Origin of the sequence: Pseudomonas sp. CM25, from assembly GCF_013179705.1 — a bacterium.
Classification (GTDB): Bacteria; Pseudomonadota; Gammaproteobacteria; order Pseudomonadales; family Pseudomonadaceae; genus Aquipseudomonas.
The window spans coordinates 1-5,519 of sequence record NZ_JABMCW010000339.1; the positions used below are offsets into that span (position 1 = coordinate 1).

The 5,519-nt window shown below is 68.1% G+C and carries 1 protein-coding gene; it reads right to left on the reverse strand.

What is annotated here, in order from left to right; genetic code table 11:
* The coding region (locus HP546_RS24875; protein ID WP_256678530.1) for an Ig-like domain-containing protein at positions 1–5,519 on the reverse strand (5,519 nt) is incomplete at both ends.

Genomic DNA, 5,519 nt, shown 5'->3' on the forward strand with positions numbered 1-5,519 from the left:
GCCCTGGCCGGTGAGCAGGAAGCCGTCGGCGCTGATGCTCAGGCCGGTAGGCGTTGCGGCTTCGGTGCCGGTAGGCCCGGCCACTGGCACTTCAGTGGAAATATTGCCCGCCGGGTCGATGACCACCACGGTGCCGTTGTCGCCAGCGGCCAAGGGCGGGTCTACCGGCACCACGAAGGTGCCGTCCGGGCCAGCGGTGCCGCTGCCGACAGGATTGCCGTCGGCGTCACGCACTTCCACGGTACTGCCTGGCTCGGCGCTGCCGCCCACGGTGGTGCCGTCCGGGCTGACGATAATCCCGGTGGCTGGCAGTGGGTCGGTGGTGTCTGGCGCAGTGGTGGTGATTGGCGCCGAATCGTTACCGGCAGCGTCGGTCACGACCACGGTCAGTGTCTCGCCGTTGGTCAGCGGGTCGGTCAGTGGCACGCTGAAGCTGCCGTCCGGGTCGACCGGTACGGTGACCACGTTGCCCGCGCTGTCGGTCACAGTGGCAGTGCTGGCGCCCGGTGCACTGCCGGTGACGGTGGTGCCGTCATCGCTGACTGCCACCTCGGTAGGCAGGGCCGGCGGGGTGATGTCTGGTGCGGTGACTGGGGTGCTGTCGGAGACGTTGCCGGCAGCATCGGTCAGGGTCACCTCGAGTACCTGCCCATCAAGCTGTGCAGGCGCCAGCGGTACGGTGAAGTTGCCACCCGCCGGTACCACCACGCTGCCGAGCAGGTCGCCGGCGACGTTGCGTACTTCGACGGTGCTGCCTGCTTCACCAGTGCCCTGGATGGCGTTGCCACCCGCGGTGATGGTGAGGCCTGCCGGTGCGGTTGGCGCAGTATTGTCGTCGGCCGTGAAGCTGGTCGAAGGCGAGGCGTTGCCGCCTTCATCGATCAGCACCACCGAGACTGTTTCGCCGTTGGTTTGCGGTGGGGCTATCGGTACCTGGAAGGTGCCGTCGCCGTCCACCACCACGGTGCCCAGCAAATCCCCGGCACTGTTGCGTACTTCCACGGTGCTGCCTGCTTCGCCCTGGCCGCTGAGCAGCGTACCTTCTTCGTTCAGGCCAAGGCCCTGGGCCGGCAGCGGTGCCTCGAGGTCCGGAGCGGTCACGGTGTCGGCAGGGGAAGGGTTGCCGGCGCTGTCCGCCTGGGTGACGGTCAGCGTCTGGCCATTCACCTGCGCAGGGTTGATGGCCACGCTGAAGCTGCCATCTGCCTGCACGGTGGCGGTGCCCACTACCGCGCCGCCGGTGCCGGTGACGGTGACTTGCGCTCCGGGTTCACCGGTACCTGTGAGGGTAGTGCCGTCGCCCGACAGGCTGAGGGCGCCGGGAATCGCCGGAGCCTCGCTGTCGGGTGCCGCCAGATCTACGGCCGCCGACAGGTTGCCGGTCGGGTCGCGCTGCTCCACGGTCAGCGCCTGGCCGTTGGTTTGTGGCGGGTCAAGGGTCATTTCGAAGGCGCCGTCTGCGTCAATCACAACGCTGCCGAGCGCACTGCCATCCGGGCCGCGCACGGTGACGGTGGCGCCCGGCTCGCCGTTGCCGGTCACCGTGGTGCCGGTGTCGTCGATGGCCGGTGTAGTGACCACTTGCGGTGGCGTGGTATCTGGCGCGGTGAAGTCTACCGGGCCTGCGCTGTTGCCGAGGTTGTCGGTGGCGTCCACGGTCAGGCTTTCGCCGTTGCGTTGGGCGGTATTCAGGGTGACGTCGAAGCGACCGTCCGCGGCCACCGTCGCAGTGCCCAGGACGTTGCCGTCGGCATCGCGCACGGTGATGGTCGAGCCGCTCTGGCCCTCGCCGGTCAGGTGGATACCGGCGGTATCGATGGCCAGGCCCGAGGGTTGCAGCGGCCCGTCCAGGTCAGGGGCTTTGATGGTGGCGGTCGAGGTGTTGCCGGCGTTGTCGCGCAGCACCACGTCCAGTTCCTGGCCGTCGGTTTGCGCTGGTGCCAGCTGCACGCTGATGACACCGTCGGCGCCCACCTGGGCATTACCCAGCACATTGCCCTGGGCGTCGATGACCTGCACCGTGGTACCTGGCTCGCCGCGCCCGGTGAGGGTGCTGCCATCGTTGCTCAGCTGCAGCTCGGTCGCTTCGTTGGGCGGGGTGATGTCCGGTGCGCTGACCTGGGTCGGCAGCGAGCTGTTGCCATCGGCATCGATGGCCACCACGTCGAGTGCTTCGCCGTTTGCCTGAACCGGCGTGAGGCCAATGGTGAAGCTGCCGTCCTGGCCGACTTGTACGCTGCCGACCACGTTGCCCTGGGCGTCCCGAACCTCCACCAGCGAGCCTGCCGGGGCGGTGCCGCTGACTGCACTGCCATCGCCTGCCACTACCACGTCGCTGGGGCTTTCTGGCACGGGTGCATCCGCCACGATCACGCCCAGGCCAACCGAAGGGTTGCCAGCGGCATCGATCTGCACCAGCACGATGGTTTCGCCAGCCGCCAGCGGGGTGTCGAGATCGACCACGAAGGTGCCATTGGCGGCGACGGTGCCGGTGCCGATCAGGTTGCCATCGGCATCACGCACTTCGACGCTGGCCCCGGCTTCGCCGCGACCCGATACGGCCAGCCCGCCCGCACCGGCTGCTACGTTGGTGATGATGTCCGGCGGGGTAATGTCCGGCGTCACATAACTGAGCGGCACGGAGGTATTGCCAGCCGCATCGATGACCGTGACGGTGACGGTCTCGCCGTTGGCCTGAGGTGGGTCGAGGGTGAGGGTGAAGCTGCCATCGAGCTCGGCGATGGTGTTGCCGATCAGGTTGCCGTCAGCATCATGCACTTCCACCCGCGCGCCAGGTTCGGCGCTGCCCACCAGGGTTTCACCCTCGGTCAGCACCAGCCCTGCCGGTTGCAGTGGGGCCACGTTGTCCGGGGTAAGCAGTGGGGCTGGCGTGGACACGTTGCCGGCGCCATCGGTCAGGGTCACCTGCAGGGACGAACCGTCCACCACCGGGTCCGGCAGTTGTACGGTGAAGCTGCCGTCCGGCTGCACGGTACCGCTGATCAGCAGCTCGCCCTGGTCGTTGCGCACTTCCACGGTCGCGCCCACTTCGCCGCGGCCCGACACGGTAAGGCCGTCGTCGCTGATGGCCAGGTTGCTGGCCGGTTCCGGCGGTGTGATATCGCCGCCATTATCGACGATCGGCGCGGTAACCGTGCCGGCCAGGGAAGCATTGCCGGCAGCATCGGTAGCGGTGACCTGCAGTTGTTCCCCAGCCACTTGCGCTGGGCTGAGGGTGATTTCGAAGGCACCGGTGGCACCCACCACGACACTGCCCAGCTCGGTAGTGCCGTCGGCGGCCAGTACACGCACGGTGCTGCCCACTTCGGCGCGGCCGGTGACGACGGTGCCGGTCGGGTTGACCACCAGGTCGCTTGGCTCCAGCGGCGCGGTGATGTCCGGCGCGGAGACTTGTACCGGTAGCGACGAAGTACCGTTATTGTCGATGGCCACCACGTCCAGCAGTTCGCCATTGGCCTGGGCCGGGTCGAGCACGACGGTGAAGGTACCCTCGGCACCTACAACGATGCTGCCCACCAGGGTGCCGTCAGCGTCATGCACCTCGACGCGGCTGCCCACCGGGGCCGAGCCGCTGATGCTGGTGCCGTCCTCGGCCACCACCAGCTCGCTTGGGCTGGCAGGTGTGGTCACCAGCGGTACATCGTAGTCCAGCGCTGTCGATGCATTGCCGCTCGCGTCGGTCTGCACCAGGCTCAGGCGCTCGCCCGGCAGCGCGGCAGGGTCGAGGTCGAGCAGGATGGTGCCGTTGGCGGTCACCGTGCCGGTGCCGATCAGCGCGCCGTTGGCGTCGCGCACCTCGACGGTGGCCCCGGATTCACCGCGGCCGCTCAGGGTCAGGCCGTCGGCGCCGACCACGATGTTGCTGACCACCGCAGGTGGTGTGATGTCCGGTGCATCGAACTGCAATGGGGTGGAGGTATTGCCGGCAGCATCCACCAGGCGGATGTCGAGCACTTCGCCATTGGCCTGGGCAGGCGACAAGGTGACGCTGAAACTGCCGTCCTCGTTGGCCAGGCCGGTGCCGATCACGTCGCCAGTGGCGTCGCGCACCTGCACCGTGGCGCCTGGCTCGCCGCTACCAGTCAGGGTAACGCCGTCGACCAGCTCCAGGCCCGACGGTTGCGCAGGGGCTTGCAGGTCCGGGGTATTCACTGTACCCGGTTCGGATTCGTTGCCGGCGGCGTCGGTCAGCACCACTTGCAAGCTGCTGCCATCGTTAACCGGCGGGTCCAGGGTGAGCTGGAAGGTGCCATCGGGGGTGACCGTGCCGTTGGCCAGCACGTTGCCTTGGGCATCACGTACTTCGACGCTGGCACCGGCCTCGCCACGGCCGTTCAGCTGACCACCGGCCAGGCCGATGACCAAATTGGTCGGGGCTTCTGGCGGCGTGGTGTCGCCGCCGTCGATGTCCGGTGCGGTGACATTGCCAGCGGTGGAGGCATTGCCGGCAACGTCGGTGGCGGTGACTTGCAGCTGCTCGCCGTTCACTTGTGGTGGGTCGAGGGTGATGCTGAAGCTGCCGGTGGCGCCGACGACTACGGTGCCCAGCACGGTGGTGCCGTCGGCTGCCAGCACGCGCACGGTGCTGCCGGCTTCGGCACGGCCGGTGACCACGGTGCCGTCGCCATTGATCAGCAGTTCGCTCGGGGCGACCGGTGCGGTGATGTCCGGTGCGCTTACCTGTACCGGCAGGGACGAGGCGCCGCTAGCGTCGATGGCCACCACATCCAGCAGTTCGCCGTTGGCCTGGGCCGGGTTGAGGATGACGGTGAAGGTACCTTCGGCACCTACCACGATACTGCCCACCAAGGTGCCGTCAGCGTCATGCACCTCGACGCGGCTGCCCACCGGGGCGCTGCCGCTGATGCTGGTGCCGTCTTCGGCCACCACCAGTTCGCTCGGGCTGGTCGGGGCAGTGGTCAGCGGTACTTCGAACGCAAGCGCTTCGGAGGCGTTACCGGCGGCGTCGGTTTGCACCAGGCTCAGTTGCGCGCCTGGCTGGGCGGCGGGGTCGAGGTCGGCGATGAAGGTGCCGTTTTCGCCGACAGTAGCAGTGCCGATGACGGTGCCGTCGGCATCGCGCACCTCCACGGTAGCACCGGCCTCGCCACGGCCACTGAGCACCAGGCCATCGGCGCCGACCACGATATTGCTGACGGCGGTTGGCGGTGTGATGTCCGGGGCATCGAATTGCAGCGGTTCGGAGTTGTTGCCGGCTGCGTCCGACAGCCGCACTTCCAGCGCCTCGCCATTGGCCTGGGCCGGGAACAGCGTGAGGCTGAAGGTGCCGTCCTCGTTGACCAGGCCGGTGCCGATCACAGTACCGGCAGCGTCGCGCACCTGCACGGTGGCGCCAGGTTCGCCGCGCCCGCTGAAGGTGACGCCATCAACCAGGGCCAGCTCGGTGGGTTGCGCAGGGGCTTGCAGGTCCGGGGTATTCACTGTGCCCGGTTCGGATTCGTTGCCGGCGGCGTCGGTCAGCACCACTTGCAAGCTGC